This is a genomic window from Streptomyces luteosporeus (assembly GCF_039532865.1).
GTDB lineage: Bacteria > Actinomycetota > Actinomycetes > Streptomycetales > Streptomycetaceae > Streptomyces > Streptomyces luteosporeus.
On sequence record NZ_BAAASL010000004.1, the window covers coordinates 215,882 to 239,890 of the forward strand.

Annotated in this window: 9 protein-coding genes; 6 read left to right on the forward strand and 3 right to left on the reverse strand. The window is 69.0% G+C overall.

Features of this window, described 5'->3' with window-relative positions; translation table 11 throughout:
* Window positions 1-20: 20 nt before the first annotated feature.
* The 4 genes from pglW (at window position 21) to pglZ (ending at window position 15,361) form a co-directional block, all read left to right on the forward strand.
* On the forward strand, window positions 21-4,712 hold the full coding sequence (pglW, locus tag ABD361_RS06655) for a BREX system serine/threonine kinase PglW (RefSeq protein ID WP_344433834.1): 4,692 nt from the start codon (window positions 21-23) through the stop codon (window positions 4,710-4,712).
* A 61-nt stretch (window positions 4,713-4,773) separates the two neighbouring features.
* Window positions 4,774-8,523: a BREX-2 system adenine-specific DNA-methyltransferase PglX gene (gene pglX, locus ABD361_RS06660; protein WP_344433835.1), complete on the forward strand. Its 3,750-nt coding sequence runs from the start codon at window positions 4,774-4,776 to the stop codon at window positions 8,521-8,523.
* Between the two features lie 23 nt (window positions 8,524-8,546).
* The gene (gene pglY, locus ABD361_RS06665) at window positions 8,547-12,446 is read left to right on the forward strand and encodes a BREX-2 system ATPase PglY (protein ID WP_344433836.1); all 3,900 of its coding nucleotides are present in this window, start codon (window positions 8,547-8,549) and stop codon (window positions 12,444-12,446) included.
* On the forward strand, window positions 12,446-15,361 hold the full coding sequence (gene pglZ, locus ABD361_RS06670) for a BREX-2 system phosphatase PglZ (RefSeq protein WP_344433837.1): 2,916 nt from the start codon (window positions 12,446-12,448) through the stop codon (window positions 15,359-15,361). The genes pglY and pglZ overlap by 1 nt, the downstream gene beginning before the upstream one ends.
* Before the next feature lie 81 nt (window positions 15,362-15,442).
* Here the strand turns inward: pglZ and ABD361_RS06675 are convergent, their stop codons facing one another.
* Entirely contained in the window at window positions 15,443-16,498 is a 1,056-nt protein-coding gene (locus ABD361_RS06675) for a restriction endonuclease (protein ID WP_344433838.1), read from the reverse strand.
* Window positions 16,499-16,672: 174 nt separating this feature from the next.
* On the opposite strand from ABD361_RS06675, the gene brxD reads away from it, so the two are divergent.
* Together brxD and ABD361_RS06685 are read left to right on the forward strand one after the other, a co-directional pair.
* Window positions 16,673-18,025 carry a BREX system ATP-binding protein BrxD gene (brxD, locus tag ABD361_RS06680; protein WP_425583161.1) on the forward strand — a complete coding sequence of 451 codons (1,353 nt, stop codon included), beginning with the start codon at window positions 16,673-16,675 and terminating at the stop codon, window positions 18,023-18,025.
* A gap of 53 nt (window positions 18,026-18,078) precedes the next feature.
* On the forward strand, window positions 18,079-20,238 hold the full coding sequence (locus tag ABD361_RS06685) for a DEAD/DEAH box helicase (RefSeq protein ID WP_344433840.1): 2,160 nt from the start codon (window positions 18,079-18,081) through the stop codon (window positions 20,236-20,238).
* A gap of 193 nt (window positions 20,239-20,431) precedes the next feature.
* On the opposite strand, the gene ABD361_RS06690 is transcribed toward ABD361_RS06685, so the two are convergent.
* Window positions 20,432-21,760, reverse strand: a complete 1,329-nt coding sequence (locus tag ABD361_RS06690) for a class I SAM-dependent RNA methyltransferase (protein ID WP_344433841.1) — start codon at window positions 21,758-21,760, stop codon at window positions 20,432-20,434.
* 83 nt (window positions 21,761-21,843) lie between these two features.
* Entirely contained in the window at window positions 21,844-23,895 is a 2,052-nt protein-coding gene (locus tag ABD361_RS06695; protein WP_344433842.1) for an APC family permease, read from the reverse strand.
* Between the last annotated feature and the right edge of the window lie 114 nt (window positions 23,896-24,009).

A 24,009-nucleotide genomic window follows, 5' to 3' on the forward strand; every position in this document is an offset into this window, starting at 1 on the left:
AGACACAGGCGGGGGGCCGCATGCTGGAAGGCCGGTGGACGACGGTCACCGAGTCCGAGTACGAGCACGAGCGCCGCGGTCTTGAGGCAATCCGCAAGCGCCTGCCGAACGAGGAGCCGTGGCGCGCCTGGGCGAACTTCCAGTTCACCGCGAACAGCGGGCACGTCCGTGAGGTCGATCTCCTGGTCGTAGCGCCGGCCGGAGTGTTCCTGGTCGAGCTCAAGGATTGGCACGGCTCGGTCCACGGCGGCGGCAACGACTGGGTGCAGACCACGCCAGGCGGGACCAGCCGTCGGCACGGCAACCCGCTGCACCTGTCGAACCGGAAGGCCAAGGAGCTGTCCGGTCTGATCAACGGTGTCTCCGGTCCACCTGCGGATCGAACGAAGATTTGGGTGGGTGAAGCGGTCTGCTTCACCGACGACAAGCTTCGGGTGAACCTTCCGGCCGCCGACATGAACGGCGTGTTCACGGTCAAACAGCTCGTGGAGATGCTGGCCATACCGCCGGGAGACGCCCGGTACCAGACCACAGCCGCGACGTCCCGCCTTGTCGATGCGGCCCTGAAGAAGCTCCGTATCGCGCCGATCCGCCGCCAGTACGAGGTGGGCTCCTACCTCCTGGAGGCGAAGGCATTCGACTCCGGGCTTACCTGGGCTGACTATCTGGGCCGCCATTCCCAGCTGCATGACCTGGCGCGGGTGCGGGTCTTTCTCAGCGAGCGTGGCGCCTCCGACGACGAGCGGCGCTCGGTGGAGCGAGCCGCCGCCCGCGAAGCATCGGTACTGAGCCGGTTTCGTCATCCGGGCGCAGTGCAGCTGAAGAACTATCTGCCGTCGGGGCACCCCGCCGGGCCCGCGATCCTCTTCGACTACCACCCGGAGACGCTGCGCCTGGACGACTACCTGGTCCAGCACGGAGCCGGTCTGGACCTGAAGGCTCGCCTCGCCCTGGTGCGGCAGCTTGCCGAGACCGTGCGCTCCGCGCACTCCCGGCGGGTCCACCACCGCACGCTGTCGGCGCATGCGGTGCATGTGATTCCGCGTGACCGCGGCCTACGCGGGCGGGAGCTCAGCGAAGAGCAGCGCTGGCTGCGCCCGTGGCCGCAGATCGCGGACTGGCAGATCGCCACCGGGGAAAGCACCAGCCGCGGTCGGCCGCTGACCTTGGCTCCGACCAATGTGTCGGGGTTCCATATCGCGGAGCAGGCCGATCCGTATCTGGCTCCGGAGCTGAGGATCCCGAAGGCCGATCCGGTGCGCCTCGATGTATACGGGCTCGGCGTTCTCACGTACCTGCTGGTCACCGGGCAGGCACCAGGCGCGAGCCAGAGCGAGGTCATGGCACGTCTGGAGGCCGGCGAGAGTCTGCGTCCGAGCGCGCTGGTCGACGGTCTCCATCCGGACGTCGACGATCTGGTGGAAGCATCCACTGCGTATGAACCCGGTCGGCGTCTGTCCACGGTCGACGATTTCCTGGAAATGCTGGAGTACGTCGAGCAGGCGTTCGTCGAGGAGGCCCCGGACGACAGGCATACGGCTGCACGTGCAGGCGGGGACGACGGTTCGGCCACAGCCGGGGGCGAGAAGCGGCTCGAGCCGGAGAAGGATCCGCTGGAGGCGGTGGCCGGGGATGTGCTGGCCGGGCGCTGGGAGGTCGTGCGCCGGCTTGGTACGGGCTCGACCGCCCGGGCATTCCTGGTGCGGGACCTGGAGGGCGAGCCGCGGCGTAGCGGCTCCCTACCGGTGGCCGTGCTGAAGGTCGCGCTGAGCGAGGCCAAGCACGCAGTCCTGGATCGGGAGGCGGAGGTCCTGGGCCGTATCCACCGGGATTCCAGCATCATCTCGCTGTACGAGGCGGAGCCGCTGACGCTGGGCGGGCGCAGGGTCCTGGTCCTGGAGTACGTGGGCGACAGCCGGGAGGTGAAGGACCAGGACGGGGGTATGAGCAAGGGGCCGCGCCGCCGTGAGGACACCGTCGCCCGCCAGCTGCGGGACAACGGCCGACTGGGCATGGACCAGCTGGAGGCGTACGGGAAGTACCTGTTCGGCGCGGTGGAGCACCTCGAGGCGGAGGGGATTTGGCACCGCGACCTGAAGCCGGACAACATCGCAATCCGGATCCGCCCCAACGGCACCCGGCAGCTGGTGCTGATCGACTTCTCGCTCGCCGGATATCCGGCGAAGGAGATCGAGGCAGGCACCGAGGGCTATCTCGACCCCTTCGTAGGGATCATCAAGCGCGGCTCGTACGACGGACACGCCGAACGATATGCGCTGGCCGTGACACTGCACGAGATGGCGTCGAACGAGCTGCCCCGCTGGGGTGATGGCTCGGTCACGGCCCGACAGACGGATGCGGAGGAGTGGCCGTACCCGCAGCTTGCGGCCGACGCCTTCGAGCCGGCCGTCCGGGATGGCCTCGTGGCGTTCTTCCGCAAAGCCCTGGCCCGGGACGTGAAGGACCGCTTCCCGGATCTGAAGCCGATGGAGCGTGCCTGGCAGAAGATCTTCCTGGACGCACAGCAGACGACGGCTCCGAGCACTGGGCACGGTGAAAGGTCGGCGCGCGGAGCGACAGGCGACACGGACGTGGTTGCCGGGTCAGCGGCGGAGCCGCGGATCGGGCGGGAGGACGACGACGTCTCCGCTGAGCGGGTCCGCGACCAGCAGGCCGAGCGCGCCGACCGGAAGACGCCGCTATCAGTGGCCGGTCTGACGGTCGCGGCGCAGTCGCAGCTGTTCGCGATGGGGCTGAACACCGTCGGGGACGTCCTGGAGTACTCGGCGAAGAAGTTCCTCACTGCGCCCGGCATGGGCTCGCGTACCCGGGAGGAGATCCAACGCCGGCAGAAGGAATGGAACACACGCCTGGGCAAGGCGGCTCCCGCACCGCTCAGCGCGGAGGCCCGCAAGGCGGCGGGCCAGGAGCTCTCCGACCTGGAGCGGGCGGTCGCGGAGTCGATCGCCGCAGCCGACGCCGACGTCACCGACCCGCAGGTACTGGGTGGCCTGAGCCTGGACGCGCTCGCCGCCCGCTTGGTGCCGAAGCCGTCCAGCGGCAGCGCCCGTTCCAATGCCAAGGAGCGCGAAGCGGTCCGGCTGCTGCTGCGGCTGCCCGACGACGCGGGTACGCTACCCGGGGGCTTGGCGTGGGTCCGGCAGCTAGACGTCGCCGATGCGGTGGGTCTCACCGCGGGCCGAATCCCGCAGATCGTGAAGAAAGCGCGGGAGCGCTGGTACAACGACCCCGCCCTCGCGCTGCTGCGTGAGCAGGTGGTGGAGCTCCTCGTCGAGCGCGGCCGGGTAGCCCCGGTGATCGAGCTCGCCGACGCGCTCATCGCTCGACGCGGCACTCAGCACGTGGAGCGGCGTAACCGGCGCGCGCTCGCCTTGTCGCTGCTGCGTGCGGTGGTGGAGCGTGAGAGTTACGACAACGAGTCCCCACCGCTCTTCCGCTACTTCCACGCCCGAATGCCCAAAGGCGCCGATCCGGTACTCGGCCTGCTCGCCCTGGACGTCCGGGAGGACGTGGACGGCCCGGACACCCCGGCGCTGCCCGCGCTTCAGGAATATGCGCTGAACCTCGGCGCGCGGGCCGACCGGCTCGCGGCACTCGAGTCCCTGCCGACGGCGAGCACGGTCCTCACCGAGCTGGACGCAGTGCGCCGGCCGCCGGGCAGCCTGGGCTGGGACGAGCGGCGCACTGCCGAGATCGCGGTTGCCGCGTCCACCCGGGCCGCACTCACCCCGCGGTTGGAGATCTACCCGCGCGACCTGGACCTGGTGCGCGCCCTGCGGATCACCCAGGCCGGTGTCGTCGCCGTGCAGCCGGGCATCGAGGAGGAGCGGCAGCCGGGCCTGACGGTAGAGGCTCTGCACAAACGGGTCACCACGCGCTTTCCCGACCTGGGCACCGATCCCCTGACGCCGCGCGAGCTGCCCACGGGCAGCGCCCTGGTCCGCGACCTGAAGCAGGCCGGCTTCGAGTTGAAGCTCGCCACCCGCTACGACAAGGTGCTCCGGCTCGTCCCGGACCGCCCGTACGGAGACGCCACCACCGGGCTCACCTCGGCGAGCTGGGGCACCTCGGCGGCGCGCCGCTCGGCTCCCACTCAGTACGACGCGGACGCGGCCGTCGCCGCCGCAGTCAAGGCCGACCAGCGGCTTACCCACTCGGCGCAGCAGGACGGCTTCCGGGTCCTGACCGTGCCCCAGCGGCGTGCCGAGGATGCGGTGCGGTGGCTGACCGGCGAGCCGTACGGGGCTCGGCCGGTATCGCTGACCGGGCTGTTCGTGACCGAACTGCGTGGCGTGGTCGGCGAGGCCGCCCGTCCGACCTGGGAGACCGTCCTCAAGGCGGACGCCGCCGAGCCGGGCAGCCGGGCCCACCAGCAGCTGCGTATCCGCACCGACAAGGCGTGGGGGCGGATCGAGCCGAGGCTGCGGGAGCTGTTGGCGGAGGGACATGGCCCGCTGCTCCTCACCGACACCGCAGTCCTGGCCCGGTATGACGCGCTCGACCTGCTCGAGCGGCTCGCGGAGGGGGCTCGGCAGGGTGGCAGCCCGCTGTGGCTGCTCGTTGCCCAGTCCGATCCAGCGCGGGCGCCACGGCTGTCCGGACAGAGCGTTCCGTACCAGGCGGGGTTCGACGAGTGGATCGTCGTGCCCGACGCCTGGGTCGCACGCAAACATCTCGAGCCGAACGCCTGACCCGTCTCCTGCCCTTCTCCTGATCTTCTCCTTCCTCTCTCATTCCCGACTGGAGCCGTTCGTGATCGACCGTCAGAACCTCCTCGCCGACTTGCAGAAGCAGGTCAAGGCGGCAGAGATCGACCTTGAGCGACAGGTCAAAGCCGTCCCCGAGGTCGGGAAGCGGCTGCGCGGCGAGTATGAGCAGGCCCGGAAGCTGGGCCGTACGGCGGCGACGTGGAACGCCTGGCTTGGTGAGCGGATCACCCAGGTCGCGGTGGCCTGGGTACTCGGCACGGTCTTCGTGCGGTTCAGCGAGGACAACCGGCTGATCCCCGAGCCGTACATCACCTCCCCCGATGTGGCGGGGCGGGAGACCGCGCAGGCTCGGTACGAGGAGTACTTGGAGAAGGACGCCGACCCGACGTACCGAGGTTGGTTAGAGACGGCGTTCGCCGAATTGGGCGCCGGTCAGGCCGGGCGGCTGCTCTTCGACCGCGACCACAACCCGCTCTACCAGATCCCGCTCTCGCACGACGGAGCGGGCGCGCTGCTCGCGTTCTGGCGGGAGCAGCGCGCCGGCGAGGGCAGCGGGGACGAAGGGGCGAGCGGTCCGGTCCTCGTGCACGACTTCAGTGACCCTCTGAGCGAGGACGGTACCGAAGGCTGGGACACCCGGTTCCTGGGTGACCTCTACCAGGACCTGAGCGAGGCAGCCCGCAAGACATACGCGCTGCTGCAGACACCGGAATTCGTGGAGGAGTTCATCCTCGACCGGACGATGACCCCGGCGGTGCGGGAGTTCGGCTTCGAAGAGTTGAAGATGATCGACCCGACCTGCGGGTCCGGCCACTTCGTGCTCGGCGCATTCCGGCGGCTAGTGCGGATGTGGGCTGAGCAGCGGCCCGAGGTGGGCCCGTACGAGCGGGTGCGAGCGACGCTGGAGTCTGTGCATGGGGTGGACCTCAATCCGTTCGCGGTTGCGGTGGCCCGCTTCCGGCTGCTGGTCGCGGCGATGGCCGCGAGCGGCATGCGGACCTTCGAGGAGGCCCGGCGCTACGAGTGGCCCATCCAACTCGCCGTAGGCGACTCCCTCATCAAGGACCGGCAGCTGGAGCTGCAATTAGGCCTCGCTCTTGAGGAGGAGGGCGGCAACGCGACCGGTGACCCGCTGGCCGACTTCTCGTACGCGACGGAGGACGTGCACGAGTACCCCGGGATCCTGGAGCAGGGTCGCTACCACGTGGTGGTGGGCAACCCGCCGTACATCACGGTCAAGGACAAGAAGCTCAACCAGTTGTACCGGGAACTGTACGACGCGTGCGCGGGGACGTACGCACTGTCCGTCCCCTTCGCCCAGCGGTTCTTCGAACTGGCCAAGCAGGGAGGGGACGACGGGAACGGCTACGGCATGGTCGGCCAGATCACGGCGAGTTCCTTTATGAAGCGCGAGTTCGGCGCCAAGCTAATCGAGGATTACTTCGCCCACAAGGTCGAGCTCACCGAAGTAATCGACACGTCAGGCGCGTACATTCCCGGCCATGGGACACCGACTGTAATTCTTGTGGGACGACCGAGGGACGGATCGAAGCAGCAAGCGACGATCCGGACGGCGCGCGGCGTACAAGGGGAGCCTTCGGCGCCGGAGAAGGCGGAAGAAGGGCTGGTATGGCAGGCAATCGTTGAGCAGATCGATTCGCCAGGCTCCACGAGCAAGTGGGTAGCGGTTGACGACCTGAAGCGCCACGATCATTTTGCGCTCCACCCTTGGATTCTAAATGCCGGCGGCCAGGAAATCTCCAATTCACTTGAGGCTACCGGAATTAAACTGCGTGCGGTCGCACAGCGAATCGGCTATACGGGCCAAACGAACGCTGACAGCATCATGCTCACCACGCGGAGCAGCTGGCTTCGTAGAGGCGGAGAGCCAGAGCTTGGTTGCACCGTAGTACTGGGCGATGAACTGCGCGATTGGGTACACACGGAGGAAACTCACACCTTCTTTCCATACAAGGAACGGCGCGGAAACTTTGAGCTTGTTCCGCTGGACCCGGCGTCCGCCGCGTACAAATGGGTGTGGCCCGGACGCACCACACTGGGAAACCGTGCGACCTTCTCGAAGGGAACCTATTTCTCAGATGGTCGTCCTTGGTATGAATGGCATCAAGTAACGTCGAGCCCCAAGAGTCACGCCTGGTCTATCTCATACGCATTCGTGGCTACACACAACCATTTCGTACTAGATCGAGGCGGTAAGGTATTCAAGCAGTCGGCCCTGGTCATTAAGCTACACAAGGATGCAACCGAAGTCGACCACGTTAATCTGCTTGGCTTGCTCAATAGCTCCACAGTCGGGATGTGGCTAAAGATGGTAAGCCACAATATGGGAAGCACCGTGGATACGCAGGGGGCGCGACAGTCCACGTTGCCGTTCGAAGACTTTTACCAGTTCAATGGGGCCAAGGTTGGCGAGCTCTCGCTCCCGGCCCATTACCCCACGGCCCTCGCGGTCGAGCTGGAGTCTCTCGCCCAGCAACTTTCCGAAGTGACCCCCGCTGCCCTCACGGCCAAAGCGGTCCCCACCGCTCACGCCCTCCGTGGCGCCGAAGCCCGCTACGACTTCCTGCGTGCCCGAATGATCGCCCTCCAGGAAGAGCTGGACTGGCAGGTGTACTTCCTATACAACCTGCACTCCGAGGACCTACGTATGCCCGATGCCTCCACGGTCCCCGAACTTGCCCTAGGTGAGCGCGCCTTTGAGATCGTGCTCGCGCGCCGGGTTGCCGCTGGAGAAGCCAGCAACGAGTGGTTCAAGCGGCACGGCTCCACTCCGATCACGGAGATCCCCGCGTACTGGCCCTCCGACTACCAGGCCCTCGTCCAGAAGCGGATCGACGTCATCGAGTCGAACCGCGCCATCGGCATGGTGGAGCGTCCTGAGTACAAGCGGCGCTGGGCCAGCGACGGCTGGGATGCGATGCAGCAGAAGGCGCTGAAGTGCTGGCTGCTCGACCGGGTCGAGGACCGCAGGAACTGGTTCGACGCCAGTGGCAACCCCACCATCACCACCCTCGCCCGCCTTGCCGAAAACCTCTCGACTGACGAGGACTTCGCGTCCGTTGCCGAGCTGTACGCACCCCGACAGGACCTCGCGAAGACCGTGCGCGAATTGCTGTCCGAGGAACACGTACCGTTCGTGTCCGCACTGCGGTACAAGCCGACCGGTCTGAAGAAGCGTGCCGACTGGGAGCACGTGTGGGACCTCCAGCGCGAGGAAGACGCCGCGCCCGACGAGCCCGCGAAGCGGAAGGTCCGTGAGCGGACGCCCGTGCCGCCGAAGTACACCTCGGCGGACTTCCTGAAGCCGAGCTACTGGCGTGCGCGTGGCAAGCTCGACGTGCCCAAGGAGCGGTTCATTTCATACGGCACTGTCAACGTGCAGTCACCGGAGCTCTATGGCTGGGCCGGCTGGGACCACCTGGAGCAAGCCCTCGCCCTCGCCTCGTACATCCAGCAGGCCGGGCTCGGCGATGACGAGCTCGTGCCCTACCTGGCCGGACTGCTTGAGCTGCAGCCGTGGCTGGAGCAGTGGTACGGCGAGTACGACCCGGAGTTCGGGGCGTCGCCGGCCGCCGAGATCCTGGCGTTCCGGCAGCAGAAACAGGGTGAGTTCGGGTTGACCGACGATGCGCTGCAGGCCTGGCGCCCGTCCGCGGTCACGCGCGGACGCGGCACGAAGAAATCCGCTGTGCCAAAGCAGCGCACGGGCACGAAGGCCGCCATCCAGACATCCTTCACCACCGATGCCGTCAGCGGCACAGAGTCCCCCTGAGCAGGGCGAGGAGCAGACACACCATGGCGTTCATGAGCAGGAACAACCCTCGCCCCGAGGACCGCCCGCTACTGCGGGAATTGATCGACATTCCGGAGTCGGTGTCCACCTCCGACTTCGTGCTGAAGCTGAACGAGGCGGTCACTCCCGAGGGGGCCGAGGCGGCGCTGAAGGACTACGTCGTCACCGACCGGCTGCTCGGCAACTTCGACGAGGCCCTCGACCTGATCAAGTCGGCACTGGACAGCCATTCGTCGAAGGCCGCCTACCTGCATGGCTCGTTCGGTTCCGGTAAGTCGCACTTCATGGCGGTGCTCTATGCGCTGCTGTCGCGGAACCAGGCCGTCCGGGCGCGCAGCGACTTCGACCCGGTGCGGGCCCGGCACTCCTGGCTGGATGCGGACGACCGCAAGTTCCTGCTGGTGCCCTACCACATGCTGGGCTCCAAGTCCCTGGAGCAGCGCGTGCTTGGCAAGTACGTGGAGCACGTACGCAAACTGCACCCCGACTGCCCGCTACCGCAGGTCTACCGGACCGACGGACTCTTCGAGGACTTCGCCGAGCAGCGCCGCCGCAACGGCGACGACCGGGTGATCGAGCAGCTCGCCGACGCCGGCGATGGCCAGGAGGACGAGTGGGGTGACTCCTTCGCCTGGACCACCGAACTGCTCGACCAAGCAGTGAACGCGCCGGAGGAGCACGAGAACACCAAGGACCTCGACCTGGAGAATCCCTCCACGCCGCGGGAACTGCGGGCACGTCTCGTGCAGGACCTCACCCAGACCCTGTTCCCGTCGTTCTCGCGTAACGCCTCAGAGGATGCCGACGGATTCGTCTCCCTGGACAAGGGGCTCGGCATCATAGCCGCACACGCCAAGTCCCTTGGCTACGACGGTCTTGTCCTCTTCATGGACGAGCTGATCCTGTGGCTGGCCTCCCGCATCCACGATCAGAGATTCGTCTCACGCGAGGCTGACAAGATCACGAACTTCGTGGAGGGTGGCGACGAGCGGCGCGCCATCCCGGTGGTGTCGTTCATCGCCCGCCAGCGTGACTTGCGCGAGCTGGTCGGTGAGGAGATGTCGGGGGCCGCCGAGGCCGCCGTCCAGGACAGCCTGAAGCTCAGCGGCGGACGGTTCGACAAGATCGTCCTGGAGGACCGCAACCTCCCGCAGATCGCGCAGGCCCGCCTGCTCCAGCCCACCGGCCCGGAGGCCGAGGCGAAGGTGGAGGCGGCCTTCGCCGAGGCCAAGAAGCTCGGCCCGGACGTCTGGGACACCCTGCTCGGCCACGACAAGTCCACCACTGGTGCGGACGAGGGTGCGTTCAGGCGGACGTACCCGTTCCCGCCGGCGTTCATGGACACCCTGGTGCACATTTCTGCCGCGTTGCAGCGCTCACGCACCGGCCTGAAGCTGATGAGCCAGCTGCTCATTGACCACCGCGATGACTGGCGGCTCGGGCAGCTCGTACCGCTGGGCGATCTGTACCCGGCGATCGCGGGCGGCGGTGACAAGGCGTTCAGCGGCGAGACCAGTGTTCACTTCGAAGCCGCCGACAAGCTGTACCGGGACAAGCTTCGCCCGTACCTGCTGAAGACCAACCAGGTCACCGAGGACCAGGTCGAGGCGTACCGACGCCGTCCCGAAACCCTCGACGACCCGCAGCTCGCCGCCCGTTGCCGCGACTTCACCGGCGACAGTCGGCTGCTGCAGACCCTGCTGCTCTCCGAACTCGCGCCCAGCGTGCCCGCGCTGGCCGACCTCACCCTGGCGCGGCTGCACGCCCTCAACCACGGCTCCATCACCACCCGCATCGCGGGCACCGAGGTCGGCCGCCTCGAGCAGAAGGCCAAGGAGTGGGCAGCGACCTTCCCTGAGATTAAGGTCATCGGTACCGGGCCCGGCGCGGTGGTGCGCCTGGAGCTCACCGGTGTCGACCTGGACGCCGTCCTCGCGAACGCCCAGGTCCACAACAACCAGGGCAACCGGCGTGCCAAGATGCGCAGCCTGATCAAGGAGGCGCTCGGCGTCAGCGATGGGCCCGGGGGTTTCGACGCGTACGACGTGCTCAACCTGGTGTGGAGGGGAACCGAACGGCAGGTTGAGGTGGTCTTCGGTAACGTCGCCGAGGTCGACTCGCTGCCCGAGGCGACCCTGCGGCCCAGCCAGGACGACGCCTGGCGACTCGTTGTCGACTTCCCGTACGACGAGGGCGAGTTCGGGCCGATGGACGACTTGCAGCGGCTGCGCGCCCTGCGGGAGAAGCCGGGCGGCGACTCGCGCACCCTGGCCTGGCTGCCCACCCACCTGACCGATGCATCGCGCGGCGACTTCGAACGCCTCGTCGTCATCGACAAGGCCCTCGCCGACGAGGTCCGCTTCGACTCCGACTTCGCACGCAGTCTCAACGCTGACGACAAGGCACGCGCCAAGGGCATGCTTCAGTCGCAGCTGGCCATCCTCACCGAGCGCGTCACCCAGGCGCTGCGGCAGGCGTACGGGCTCGCACAGAAGCAGGAAGGGGTCGTCGACCTCAGCTTCGACACCCACCTGGTCGCCCAGCAGGACGTCCCCGAGCTGCAGCTTCCGCTCGGTGCGCCCTTGGATGCCGCCGCTCGTGACCTGGCCGGCAAGCTGCTCGCCCACCAGTACCCTGCCCACCCCGACCTGGACCCGGACGGCACGGGTAAACCCGTAAAGGCTGCCGAGATCAGGACCGTCTTCGAGTACGTGCGCAAGGCCGCCGAGGACCGCGACGGGCAGGTCGAGGTCGACTCCAAGGACCGCAAGACCATGGCACGGATAGCGGGCGGCCTCGGGCTCGGCGCCATGAGGGAGGCGTACTACCGGCAGTCCACCGCTTGGTCGGACCACTTCAATACGCAGGCCCGCCGGAACAGCACCGCTGAGCCGACTTTGGTCAAGCTCTCCGACTGGAGCGATCTTCCCGAGCCGCGCGGACTGCCCGAGCCGCTGCGCCGGCTGCTCGCCGCCGCGTACGCGGAGATGACCGACCGGGTGTGGGTGCGCGGCGGCGTTCCCGTCGAACCCGCGCCGGCACCGCACGAGCTGAAGCGGGACTACGCCCTGCGCGAGCAGCAACTGCCCGACGAGAGCGACTGGGCGGAGGCGCGCAAGCGGTTCGAGACCGTTTTCGGCGACCGAGCACCGCAGCTGCGGCGCGGGCGGATCGTCAACCAGTTCGCCGGGCAGATCAAGCGGGCCGCCGCCGCACTCGCCCAGGACGCAGGACGGCTCGTCGCGGAGCTGGAGAAGCATCGCGACTTCCTCCAGCTGAACGACGGTTCACCCCGGCTCGTCCTCGCACGGCGGGCGCAGGAGCTGGTCAAGGAGGTGACGGAAGCCGGCATCGAGGCAAAGACTGTCGTGGAGCGGCTCGCCCGCTTCGATCTCGGCGATTTCTCCGCCCACCGGTGCGGCATGTCGTTGAAGAGCGCCGGGCAGGTCGCCGGCGCGCTGCAGAGCACCAGCTGGGATCAGCTGGGCCTGGCCGACACCCTCGGCGTGAACGGCGCGGCCGTCCTGGAGCGGGTGCGGGATGCCGCCGCTGGCGACCCGGGCGACTACCCGGACCTGCCGGGCGTGCTGCAGGCCAGCGGCCGGGAAGTGCTGTCCCTGCTGAGGTCTCGCCAGAGCACGGGCGAGCGCCCCCAGCCGTCGCCCACTCCTCCGCCGAGCTCGGAGAGCGTGGACTTGAACGGCGGTTCCGCCCATCCGCTGGTGCTGCCGGAGTCGACGCAGCGGCCGGGACCGCGCACATCGTCGCGGCCCGCGGCCCGCTCCGGCGGGGGACGGACCACCGCCGCACGGGCCGCCGCCGAACTGCAGGCGGAGATCGCGGCGCTCGCGGCCGAGCACCCGAATGCCACCGTCGAGGTCATCTGGAAGGTCGTCGACTGATGCCCGACACCGTCACCACAACTTCTGCGACTGCCGGCCCCGCCCGGCTGTCCGCGGGAACCGTCCGCCAGTACCTCGCCGCCCGCAGCCGACTCGGCGACGGCGCGGTCCGCGTACTGCTCCTGCGAGCCGCTCCCGTCTGGGACGGGCCGGCCGTGCAGCGCACAGCGGGCGGGCTGCAGGCGCGGGTGGCCGTCGCGCCGTCGGTCCTTGCCGTGCACGAGCAGATCCTGGGCCATCTCGATGCGGCAGCTTTCCCCGACCCCAAGGTCCTGGTCGTTCTCACCGACGTCGAGGACACTGACCTCGACCCGGGGCTGCTCGCCCGCGTCTACGGCGGAAGGATACGGTCCGTCGACAACTGGGAGGTCGTACAGGTGGCGTTCGACGCGCGCGGCCTCGACGGGCGGCTTCGCAGCGAGACCTGGGCGGCCGAAGCGCTCCTCGACGCAGCGGCCACCCGCGGCTGGCCCTCGCTCGGCAAGGGACTGCTCTCCCGAGACGAAGCCCTTACGCGGCTGGCCAGGCGACGGCTGAGGCTCGGCCGCCACGACACGGACGCGTTGGGCGGGCCGGCCGCACAAGACGACGGAGACCGCATCGACCCCGTCGCACTGTTCCGGTGGACCCTCACCGCCGGTGGCCCTGACCTCCTGCGTGACCTGCGCGGACCGGAGCGAGCTGGCCTGGCACGTTTCCTCGCCGAACCCGAGCAGGGAGGCTCCACCGGCAGGATCGTCACCGCCCTGGTGGACGCCGAGCACGGGGCGGACGCGGCCGCATACGCGGTCGTCTGCGCGGCTCTGTGGGGGCACGCAGAGGCCGACCACGACCTGTACCGGGCACGCGGGCGCGCCGAGCGATGGCTCGGCGATCAGCCGCCCGCCCAGGGCGACGAACTCGACAGACTCCTGACTTCCTTCGGGCGCAACGGCGAGGCGTACGTCCGCGGCCTCGTCGACCGGGGCGAGCACCGGCTCGCCGACCCGGTCCTGAACAGGGCTGCGCAGCTCGTTGCCCAGTTCGGGGCGCAGACCGCCGCTGCTGCCAGCCCGCTGCTCGTGGCCGGACTCGACGCCCGCTTCACCGCCGCGGGACGTGCCCTCGCCGATGTCGGTACCGAGAAGGTCACGGCCGCCGTCACCGCGCTGGCCGAGCACGCTCTGGCCTCCGACAGGACCACCCAGGCTCGTATCGAACGGGTTCGAATGGCGGCGCGGCTGCGGCGATGGCTCGCGTCCCAGCCTGACTCCGCCATCGCCTCGGTGGCCGACGGTACCGCCCGCCAAATCAGCGAACTCGGCTGGGTGGACAGGGCATTGGAACACCTGGAAGCAGGTGGTGACGCGGACAACGCACTCGCCGACGCCTACAGCCAGATCGGCGCACAGGTGCGAGCTAAGCGCCGCGAGCTGGACCACGCATTCTCCGAACGGCTAGCGGTGTGGACTGCGGACGGCACCGCTCCCGGCGCCATGCTCACCGTGGAGAGCTTCCTGGAACGGGTCGTCGCGCCTGTCGTGACCTGCCCCGGCCGACGCGTCCTGCTCCTCCTCGTCGACGGGATGAGCGCGGCGATTGCAGCCGAACTGGGCGAAGAACTGCGTGGTCACTGGTCCGAGTTCGATCCGCTGCAGGAGACGACCGGAGTACCGGCCCGGCGTGCCGTGGCCGCTGCGCTGCCCACCCTGACCGCAGTCTCCCGCACCTCGCTGTTCGCAGGCACCCTGATGAACGGCGACCAGAACGACGAGAAGCGACTGTTCCCCCAGCACCCCTGCTGGAACGGGGCCCCAGCAGCCATCTTCCATAAGGATGACCTGCGCAGCCCCGATACCGGCTCGCCCTTCTCCACCGCTCTCACCGACGCGCTCGCCGACGGGCACACCCATGTCGCGGTCGTCCTCAACACCGTGGACGACCGGCTCGCCCAGGAGCAGAAACTTGGTGATGGCACATGGCAGGCAAAGGAGATCGGTGGCCTGGAGCCGCTGCTGCGAGCCGCCCGCGCCAACGACATGACCGTGCTCCTCACCTCCGACCACGGCCATGTGATCGAGCGACGCAGCCGCAAACTTGATGTGACCGGCGCCACGATCGGCTCGGCCCGTCACCGCAACCCCGGCGGTCCCGTCACACCGGCCGAGATCGAGCTGGCCGGGCCGCGGGTGGTCTGGCCGGAGCCCGGATCACAGATCGTCGCGCTACGGGACCATGACACCCGGTACACCGCGCTGAAGGCCGGCTACCATGGCGGGGCGACCCTCGCCGAGTTCACCATCCCGCTGCTCGCCCTGCTGCCGTTCGGCGCCGAGCCGCCCATGGGATGGCGGGAGCTGGGCGACCCGGCGCCCTCGTGGTGGGTGGAGGAGTCCGAGGACGGTGCCGAAGTGGAGACCGGTGCGACCGGAGCAGATGCCGGTGCCGTGCCCGACACCTCCGTATCGCGCCCGCATCGGAAGCAGACCAAGAAGGCCGCCCCACCCGTAGCCGAGGGAGCCATCAGTCTCTTCGGCGAGGAGGAGGTTGCGATCCCCGCGCCACAGGAACCTGCCTCCCCTGCGGTGGAGCCTGTGACCGCACCGGCCTCCGCCTCAGCAGAGGGCCCGGCCGCCGCTCTGGTGGAACGCCTCATGGCCACCGAGCTGTACCAGGCACAGCTGGACCTGCTCGCACGTAAGCCACGCGACAAGGCGGTCCTCCCGAAGGCCCTGGCCGCGCTCGTCGAAGCGGGCACTCTGCCGATGACCGCCCTCGCCGAACGCGCCGGCCACCCCGCCACCCGTGCCCCTGGCTTCGCCGCGACCCTGGCTCAGCTACTCAACTACGACGGCGCCCAGATCCTGGAGATTCTTCCCGACAACCGCACCCTGCGGCTGCACCGGGCCCAGCTGGTCGAGCAATTCGGACTGTGAACCGGAGCTCTGCGGCTGCGACGGGCGGGGCGGTTCGCCAACCCGCCCGCTCCGCGCACACCGGCCGCCCGGTCCCCACATCTATGCGGGCCCGGTGCCCTTGAGGACCGACTCGAGGCTTTCCCCGCTTTCCGCCCACCGCCGCAACTCCTCGCGGCCGATCAGCCGCACCCGGGAGTGTTCCGCCGCCCAGCCCTTCGCCCCGCCAGTGAGCCTTCCATTCGTCACGACGACGGCCAATGTCGAGGAGTGGGTGGCCATGGCCCCGCCGTACAGGTGCTGCACGACGGGCTGGCCCACCGAACCACCACCACCAGTGAAGTGCTTCGCCTGCACCATCACAAACCGCCCGAGGGGGTCGGCCGCGAGAACATCGGCGCCCATGTCGCCAGCACTCCCGCCCGAGCGGATGATCCGGTATCCATCGCGGTCGAGGAGGTCGGCGATCAGCTGCTCGAACTGGCTGTGGTGCAGCTTGTCGATCTCCTTCAAATCCATCAGCGTGGACTCCTGGAGAAGGGGTCCGTCGAGGGCCTCCCTGGCCACCTGCCGGAGCGCCGCCAACCGCGAGGTGACGTCCTTGTACATGGTGCGGATGAACGTCGCGTGCTCGGCGTAGCGCTTGATGAACAAGGCAGTCGGCCCAAAGAGGCTCCCGCCCTCCACTCTGAGCAGCGGCGAAGAGGCGTGAGCGAAGGTCACCGAGATCTCGTTCGCCGAATTCCAACCGGGGGAGTACGGGGGTGGGGCCCCGATCCAACCGGAAAGACGCTCGGCTTCCTGCCGGCGCCGGACCGACTTTAGGTCGGCCGCCATGAGTTCCTGGAAGAGTTCGGTGAGCGCGTCATCGATTTCGCCGGCTTCGTCTTCACACTGCTGCACGTCGCGCAGGAGGCGTTGATCATCCTGAACCAGGTCGAGAGCAAGGGCATCGGTCCGGGGGACGCGGGTGACAGTCTCCTGGTGAGCCCGCAACACCGTGGCACAGCGCTCCAGCCTGCCTTGCAGGATCATCAGCCGCTGACGCATGCCCTCGGTACCTGTCTCTGTACCGGGCAGCAGAGCCTGCCCGAACTCCGGCCCCGGTGACGCCGGTCGCCGAGTGGTCGGCCGCGCCGTGCCCGAATCGATGCTCAAGGTCCCCCCTCGGATGTTTTGCGCTGTGGGAAAGCCTAGGTGATGCCACGTCATGCCCAGCCTGACCGGAGCCTTACTCGACCGGGCTCGCCGCCGTGGCTCGCGAGCCGCAGCCAGTCATGTTCGTCCTCGCGCTGCGATTCGTACGCGGCGGCCGGATGGGAGACTGTTCAGGTGAACGCCTTTGGATCTTCAGCATCCGGGGCTGCCGCCCCGGTTGGCACCGTGCGACGACGGGCCGTGGTGGATGCGCTGCGGCGTGGCGCCGTCCCCGAGAGCGGACTCGATCTGCTCGCCACCGGACTCGGCCGCTTCGAGCAGGCAGTCGACGAGGAGCTGAACACCGCCGCCGCTGGCGGCTCCGTGTTCAAGGCCGTGCGCGGCGAGTACGGCTCCGGCAAGACCTTCTTCACCCGCTGGCTGGGCGAGCGCGCCAAACGTCGCACCTTCGCCGTGGCCGAGGTGCAGGTGTCGGAGACCGAGACTCCCCTGCACAAATTGGAGACTGTCTACCGACGACTCACCGAACGCCTGACCACCGCAAGCTTCCCGCCCAGCGCCCTGCGCCCGGTCGCCGACGCGTGGTTCTACGCACTGGAGGAGGATGCACTCGCCGACGGTGCGGGCGAGCGCGAGTTGCCGGAGGCTGTGGACAGGCTGCTCACCGCCCGTCTGGCCGAAGTGTCCCGGCGCGCCCCCGCGTTCGCCACCGCCCTGCGCGGATACAAGCAGTCCCTGGACGCCGGCGACGAGGCCACCGCCGCTGCGGTGATGTCCTGGCTCGGCGGCCAGCCTCACGTCGCCGCAGCCGCCCGGCGTAGCGCAGGCGTCCGAGGCGACCTCGACCACTTCGGCGCCTTCGGCTTCCTGCAGGGTCTGCTCACCGTACTCCGGGACGCCGGGCACGCCGGACTCGTCCTCGTCCTGGACGAAGTGGAAACCCTCCAACGAGTCCGCTCCGACGCCCGCGACAAGGCACTCAACGCGCTGCGGCAGCTCATCGACGAGGTCCACTCCGGCCGCTTCCCCGGCCTGTACCTCGTCATCACCGGCACCCCCGCCTTCTACGACGGACAACAGGGCGCACAGCGACTCGCGCCACTCGCCCAGCGTCTCGCCACCGACTTCACCACCGACCCCCGGTTCGACAACCCCCGGGCCGTCCAGATCCGGCTGTCCGGATTCACCGAGGAATCCCTGACTTGCCTGGGCGCCACCATCCGTGACCTGTATGCCGAAGCCTCCCAGTCCCCCGACCGGATCAAGCAGCTCGCCGACGACGCATACCTCACCGACCTGGCACGGGCCGTGGGCGGGGCCCTCGGCGGAAAGGTCGGAGTAGCACCGCGGCTGTACCTGAAGAAGCTGGTCGGAGAAGTACTCGACCGGATCGACCAGTTCCCTGACTTCGACCCGCGGATTCACTACAAGCTGACCGTGGGCAGCGGTGACCTCACAGCCACCGAACGGAACTTCGCTGCGCCCGAGCCGGCAGCCTCGGCGGACGACCTCGAACTCGAACTCTGAAGACCCATTTTCCATAGTCCCGAACTCCGAAGACCAGCGCAGGAGTCACAGACGTGCAGGAGCAACAGCGCGACACCGATCCGGTGGAACGCCTTGACCCGGTAGTCCTGCACCACATCGTCAACACGCTCGGGTGGCCCGATCTGCGGCCCCTGCAGAAGGCCGCCGTGCATCCGCTGATGGACGGCGAGGACGCGGTCCTTCTCGCACCGACGGCAGGCGGAAAGACGGAGGCCGCCGCCTTCCCGCTGTTGTCCGCCATGCGAGAGAAGCGCTGGACCGGCACCTCCGTCCTCTACCTGGCCCCGCTCAAGGCGCTCCTGAACAACCTGGTGCACCGGGTCGATAGCTACGCCCAGTGGCTGGGGCGCCGAGCCGCCCTCTGGCACGGTGACACCCCCGAGTCCGTACGTCGTCGCATCCGCATTGAGTCCCCCGACTTCCTGCTCACCACGCCCGAGTCCCTTGAAGCGATGCTCATCAGCGTCAAGACCGACCACGCGCACATGCTGGGCCGGGTGCGTTCCGTCGTCGTCGATGAGGTGCATGCCTTCGCCGGGGACGACCGTGGCTGGCATCTGCTCGCCGTACTCGAACGCCTTGAGCGATTGGCCGGTCACCGCATCCAGCGCATCGGCCTCTCCGCCACGGTCGGCAACCCCGACGCCCTGCTCACCTGGCTCCAGGGCGCTCGCTGCGCCGACCGCCTCGGCCGGGTCGTCGCCCCCGGCGTCACTCTGCCCGCCACCAACGGCACCATCACCGGCGCTACGGAACTCCCGCGTCCCGCTGGAGAGGTGGAGCTCGACTACGTCGGATCACTCGCCAACGCCGCCAAGGTGGTCTCCGCCCTGCACCGGGGTGAGAAGCGGCTCGTCTTCTGCGACTCCCGCAAGCAGGTGGAGGAGCTCGGTGCGGCGCTGCGGGCCCGTGACGTCACCGTGTTCCTCTCCCATGCCTCCCTCTCCACCGACGAGCGCTCACGCTCCGAGCAGGCATTCGCCGAAGCCCGGGACTGCGTCATCGTCTCCACCTCCACTCTCGAACTCGGCATCGACGTCGGTGACCTCGACCGCGTCATCCAGATCGGCTCACCCAGCACCGTGGCCTCCTTCCTGCAGCGCATCGGCCGCACCGGACGCCGCACCGGCACCTCGCGCAACTGCCTGTTCCTTGCCACCCGCCCCGACACCCTGCTCCAAGCCGCCGGCCTACTCACCCTGTGGGCCACCGGCTGGGTCGAACCTGTCACCCCGCCACCCTCACCCCGCCACCTCGTCGCACAGCAACTCCTCGCTGTCACCCTTCAGGAACACCGCATCGGAGACCGACTGTGGCCCGAACAGTGGAACGGCCTCACCCCCTTCGACCGATCCGCCGCGCCGATCCTGTCCCACCTGGTCGCAGGCGGCTTCCTCGACAGCGACGGCGGCATGCTGTTCATCGGCCCCGAAGCCGAGAAGCACTTCGGCCACCGGCACTTCATGGAGCTGACCGCCTCTTTCACCGCACCCCCTGAGTTCACCGTGCTCACCGGACGCACCGAGATCGGCACCACCGATCCCACCGTCCTCACGGAAGAACGCCCGGGCCCGCGCCGCCTGCTCCTGGCCGGTCGCAGCTGGCAGGTCACCTTCATCGACTGGGCGCGACGCCGCGCCTTCGTGGAACCCGTCGAGGATGGCGGTATCGCCAAATGGCAGGGCGGCGAAGCTCGCGGCCTGTCGTACGTCCTCACCCGCGCCATGCGCGACGTTCTCCTCGGCACCGACCCCGACGTCCGCCTCACCCGCCGCGCCACCGCGGCCCTCGCCGAACTCCGCATGGACCGCGCACCCCACGAAGTACACCCGGCCGGCACCCTACTGGTCCACGACGCGGACGCCGCCCGCTGGTGGACCTGGGCCGGGTATCGCGCCAACGCCACTCTCGCCGCTTCCCTAGGCAACCTCGCCGACCCCGTGCAGCGCCCAACCGACACCCACATCCGGCTCCGCCAGGACCTCTCCCCCGCCGAATGGAAGACGGCCCGTGCCGAACTCACCGACTCCCTCACCCTGCCCACCGTCGACCCGCGAGCCGTCCGGGGCCTGAAGTTCTCGGCGGCCCTCCCTCCCCGCATCGCCGCCACCACCCTCGCCGAACGCCTCGCCGACCTCGACGGCGCCCTCGCCGTGGCCCGCGAGCCCGTAAGGGTGGAATGGGGTGCCTGAACAACCAAGCACTCGGCCCGCCGGCCCTTAGCAACAGATCGTCGAGTCAGACGGCAGCTTCACATCACGGAGCTGCGGTACGTGCAAGCTCGCCAGCTGACGACGCATCCGTCGGGCGATCGCTCCAAGCCGAGCTCCAGGCAGTTACTGGAGCTCTTGGTCCTACGGCTGATCGCTCTGTGCGTCCTGCTTCTCAGGCGTCCTTCGCCACCCGCTTCAGGATCGCCACGCACTCCACATGGTGCGTCATCGGGAACAGGTCGAACGCCCGCAGCGTCGCCGGCTTGTAGCCGGCCTCCGCGAAGTACTTGAGGTCGCGGGCCAGGGCGGCCGGGTCGCAGGCTACGTAGGCGATGCGGCGGGCGCCCAGGGATGCGAGGTGCTGGACGGTCTGCTTGCCGGCGCCGGCGCGCGGGGGGTCGAGGACGATGATGTCGGCGCTGTCGATGCGGGTGCGGGGCAGGACGTCCTCGACCTTGCCGTGTTCGATGCGGACGCGGTCGAGGTCCTGGAGGTTGTGGCGGGCGTCCTCGACGGCGCGCTTGCCGGATTCGATGCCGAGGACGGCGCCCTTGTCGCCGACGCGTTCGGCGAGGGAGCCGGCGAAGAGGCCGACGCCGCAGTAGAGGTCGAGGGCCATGTCGCCCTTGCGGGGCATGAGGCCCTGCATGACGGCCTGTACGAGGACGTCGGCGGCCTTGGGGTGGACCTGCCAGAAGCCGCCCTCGCCGACCCGGTAGGTGCGCTCGTCCGCGCGTTCGCGGACGAAGGGGCGGCCGTGGACGCGGTGGACGGCCTTGTCCTTCTCGCCGATGCGCAGGACGGAGACGGGCTTGTCGAGCTCGACGATGGGCAGGCGGCCGCCGGGGCGGGGGGTGAGGATGACCTGGCGATCGGCGGAGCCGGAGGCGGCGATGGCCTCGACCGAGGCGATCTGGGGCCAGGTGCGCTTCTCGATGCCGAGCTCGCTCACGCCCTCCGCCGCGATCAGGCAGCGGTCGATGACCTGGACCTCGTGGGAGCGGTGCTTGCGCAGGCCCGCGTGGCCCTCGGCGTCGATCGCGTACTGCACGCGCGTGCGCCAGGCGGGGACCTCGCCCGCGGGGAGCTTGTCGCCGGGGGCCGGGACGACGGTGCCGTCCCAGCCGGCCTCCTCGGGGGTCAGGCCGGCCAGGCGCTGGAGCTGTTCGGCGATGACCTCGCCCTTCAGGCGGCGCTGGGCGCCGGGCTTGGCGTGCTGCCAGTCGCAGCCGCCGCACTTGCCGGGGCCGGAGAAGGGGCAGGGGGCCTCGACGCGGTCCTTGGAGGCGGTCAGGATCTGCACCGCGTCCGCGCGCAGGAAGCGGGAGGTCTGCTCGCCCTCGGTGACGCGGGCCACGACGCGCTCGCCGGGCAGGGCGTGGCGGACGAAGAGGACGCGGCCGCCCTCCGTGCGGGCTACGCAGTGGCCGCCGTGGGCCACGGGGCCGACCTCGACCTCGTACTCCTCGCCGACCAGCGAGTTCTGCGGTGCGTCGGTCATGTCGGTCGGCTCCAGGTACGTCAAAGGGGTGAGGCGGGACAGCCGTCCAGTCTACGTCCCGGCTCACCCCTTCGGCGCCGCGCCTACTTCTTCGTCGAGGCCTTTTCCTTCTTCGGCTCCGTCACCGGGCCGCGGCGCACCGAGCCGGGGGCGTTCCACTCGGCGCGCTTGCGGGCGCGCTTGCGGGCGGCCTCGGAGGAGTCGAGCTGCCAGGGCACGGAGGTGACCATCACCCCGGGGGTGAACAGCAGCCGGCCCTTCAGGCGCAGGGCGCTCTGGTTGTGCAGCAGGTGCTCGTACCAGTGGCCGACGACGTACTCGGGGATGAAGACGCTGACCGCGTCGCGCGGGCTCTCCTTGCGCAGGCTCTTGACGTACTCGATGACCGGCCGGGTGATCTCGCGGTAGGGCGAGTCGAGGATCTTCAGCGGTACGTCTATGCCGCGCCGCTGCCACTCCTCCTTGAGGATCTTGGTCTCGGCGGGGTCGACGCCGATGCTCAGGGCCTCCAGGGTGTCGGAGCGCATGAGCTTGGCGTAGGCCAGGGCCCGCAGGGTGGGCTTGTGGACCTTGGAGACCAGGACGATGGAGTGCAGCCGGGACGGGCGGACGGTCTCGTCGCCCGGCTCGTCGCCGGCGGCGATCTCCTCGGCCACCCGGTCGTAGTGCTTCCGGATGGCGGTCATGGTGACGTAGAAGATCACCATGCCGAGGAGGGCGACCCAGGCGCCGTGCGTGAACTTCGTCAGCAGCACGACGGCCAGCACCAGGCCGGTCAGGAAGGCGCCGAAGGCGTTGATGGCGCGGGAGCGCATCATGCGGCGGCGCGCGGCCGGGTCGGTCTCGCTGCGCAGCAGGCGGTTCCAGTGCCGGACCATGCCGGTCTGGCTGAGGGTGAAGGAGACGAAGACGCCGACGATGTAGAGCTGGATGAGCTTCGTCGAGTCGGCCCCGTAGATGTACGTGAGGACGGCCGCGGCGCCGGCGAGCAGCACGATGCCGTTGGAGAAGGCGAGCCGGTCGCCGCGGGTGTGCAGCTGACGGGGCAGGTAGCGGTCCTGGGCGAGGATCGAGCCGAGCAGCGGGAAGCCGTTGTAGGCGGTGTTGGCGGCCAGGAACAGCACGAGGGCGGTGGCGGCGGCCAGCACCACGAACAGGAACGATCCGCTGCCGAAGACCGCCTCGGCGACCTGCGAGATCACCGGGTTCTGGGTGTAGCCCTCGCCGAGCGGGACGCCGTGGTTGAGCAGGTTGGTCGCCGGGTCCTCGGCCATGCGCACGTTCGTGGCCATGGCCAGGCCGATGATGCCGCAGAACATGGTGACGGCCAGGCCGCCCATGAGGGCCAGGGTGGCGGCCGCGTTCTTGCTCTTGGGCTTGCGGAAGGCGGGGACGCCGTTGCTGATGGCCTCGACGCCGGTCAGGGCGGCGCAGCCGGAGGAGAAGGCGCGCAGCAGCAGGAAGACGAGGGCGAAGCCCGCGAGCCCCTGGTGCTCGGCGTTGATGGTGTAGTCGGCGGTGGGTGCCTTCATGCTGTCGCCCGCGATCAGGCCGCGGTAGGCGCCCCAGGCGATCATCACGAAGACGCCGCCGACGAAGACGTAGGTCGGGATGGCGAAGAGCTTGCCGGACTCCTTCACGCCGCGCAGGTTCATCAGGGTCAGCAGCACGATGACGCCGATGGCGCAGGCGGTCTTGTGCTCGATGATGAAGGGGACGGCGGAGCCGAGGTTCTCGATGCCGGAGGCGATGGAGACGGCGACGGTCAGGACGTAGTCGACGAGCAGGGCGCTGGCGACGGTCAGCCCGGCCTTGGGCCCGAGGTTGACGTTGGCGACCTCGTAGTCGCCGCCTCCGCTGGGGTAGGCGTGGACGTTCTGGCGGTACGAAGCGACCACGGTGAACATCAGCACCACGACCGCCACGGCGATCCAGGGGCTGAAGTGGTAGGCGGAGACGCCTGCCGCGGACAGGACGAGCAACACCTCGCCTGGTGCGTACGCCACGGAGGAGAGCGGGTCGGACGCGAAGACGGGGAGGGCGATGCGCTTGGGCAGGAGGGTCTCCCCCAGCTTGTCGCTGCGCAGCGCCCGCCCGATGAGGATCCGTTTCGGCAGGTCGGTCAGTTTGGACACGCAGAGGATCGTAAGGGCTCGATATCGGTCGCGCCCACCCGGCTGCCCATGGGCACGAAAGTGCGTTAAGAGGCCGTTAAGACCTGCGCCCGCGGGCATCCGCGGGCGCCTCGC

Bases quoted from the DNA above. Each gene is read 5' to 3' on its own strand.
- pglW (WP_344433834.1), top strand. From the start codon at position 21: ATGCTGGAAGGCCGGTGGACGACGGTCACCGAGTCCGAGTACGAGCAC.
- pglY (WP_344433836.1), top strand. From the start codon at position 8,547: ATGGCGTTCATGAGCAGGAACAACCCTCGCCCCGAGGACCGCCCGCTA.
- pglZ (WP_344433837.1), top strand. From the start codon at position 12,446: ATGCCCGACACCGTCACCACAACTTCTGCGACTGCCGGCCCCGCCCGG.
- ABD361_RS06690 (WP_344433841.1), bottom strand. From the start codon at position 21,760: ATGACCGACGCACCGCAGAACTCGCTGGTCGGCGAGGAGTACGAGGTC.